Source organism: Cellulomonas citrea (assembly GCF_009829685.1).
GTDB lineage: Bacteria > Actinomycetota > Actinomycetes > Actinomycetales > Cellulomonadaceae > Cellulomonas > Cellulomonas citrea.
On sequence record NZ_VWSD01000292.1, the window covers coordinates 1 to 1,338 of the forward strand.

Sequence of the window (1,338 nt, forward strand, 5' to 3'; positions counted from 1 at the left end):
CAGCGGGCGCGCCCTGGCCCACCGGGAGGACGCACCCGGTCCCGGACACAGACGTGCCGGGTGCCGCCGGCCCGGCGGCACCCGGCACGTGCGAGGTCACCAGCCGAGCGCGGTACGCACCGTCGGGTCGGTGAGCGCGAGCACGGCGGCGTGCGCCTCCTGCGCCGAGCCGGCGGCGAGCGCGGCCTGCGCCATCTGCTCGCAGGTGGCGAGCGTGTGGTGGCGGACGGCGTACCGGACGGCCGGCACCGCACCGGCGGACATCGACAGGCTGGTGATGCCGAGCCCGACGAGCACGAGCGCCATGAGCGGGTCGCTCGCGGACTCCCCGCACACGCCCACGGGCTTGCCCGTGGCCTTGCCGGCGCGGGCGGTGCTCGCGACCAGCTCGATGACGGCGGGCTGCCACGACGAGATGAGGTCGGCGAGCTCACCACGCAGCCGGTCGGTCGCCATCGTGTACTGGGCCAGGTCGTTGGTGCCCAGCGAGACGAAGTCGACCTCGGCGAGGATCTGCTCGGCGCGCAGCGCGGCCGCGGGGATCTCCACCATGACGCCGACGGTCCGCACCCCGGCGGCACGTGCCGCCTGGGCGAAGTCGCGCGCCTCGGCCGGGGTGGCGATCATCGGGGCCATCACCCAGGGGGCGACGCCCGTGGCTTCCTGCGCTGCGGCCAGGGCGGCGAGCTGGGTGCTCATGAGCTCGGGGTGGGTGCGCACCAGCCGGTAGCCGCGCACCCCGAGCGCCGGGTTCTCCTCGTCGGCGGCGGTGGCGAAGGCCAGCGGCTTGTCGGCCCCGGCGTCGAGCGTGCGCACCACGACCTTGCGGCCGCCGAGGGCGGCGAGAGCCCGCGTGTAGGTCGCCGCCTGGTCCTCGACCGTGGGGGCGGTGGCACGCTCGAGGAAGAGCACCTCGGTGCGGAACAGCCCGACGCCCTCGACGGCGGTGCCGGCGACGCGCTCGGCGTCCTCGGCGGTGCCGATGTTGGCGAGCAGCGCGACGGGGTGGCCGTCGGCGGTGGCACCGGGGGCGGTGTCGTCGGCGAGCGCCCGCTCGGCCCGCGCACGCTCGAGAAGGGCCGTGCGCAGCGCGTCGTCGGGCGCCACGGTGAGCGCCCCGGCCGCGGCGTCGACCGCGACCTGCGTGCCGTCGACCAGGGCGGTGGCACCGTCGACCCGGACGAGGCACGGGATGCCGAGCTGACCGGCGATGATCGCCGTGTGCCCGGTGGGGCCGCCGAGCTCGGTGACGATGGCCAGGACGTTGGCCAGGTCGAGCGCCGCGGTGTCGGCCGGGGCGAGGTCGCGGGCCACGACGACGGACGGCGCCCGCAGCTC

The 1,338-nt window shown here is 76.8% G+C and carries 1 protein-coding gene; it reads right to left on the reverse strand.

Going from position 1 to position 1,338, the window contains the following annotated elements:
• Nucleotides 1-96: 96 nt before the first annotated feature.
• Nucleotides 97-1,338: putative PEP-binding protein (locus F2B26_RS16255; RefSeq protein ID WP_159811112.1), on the reverse strand; the 1,242-nt coding region annotated here is incomplete at its 5' end.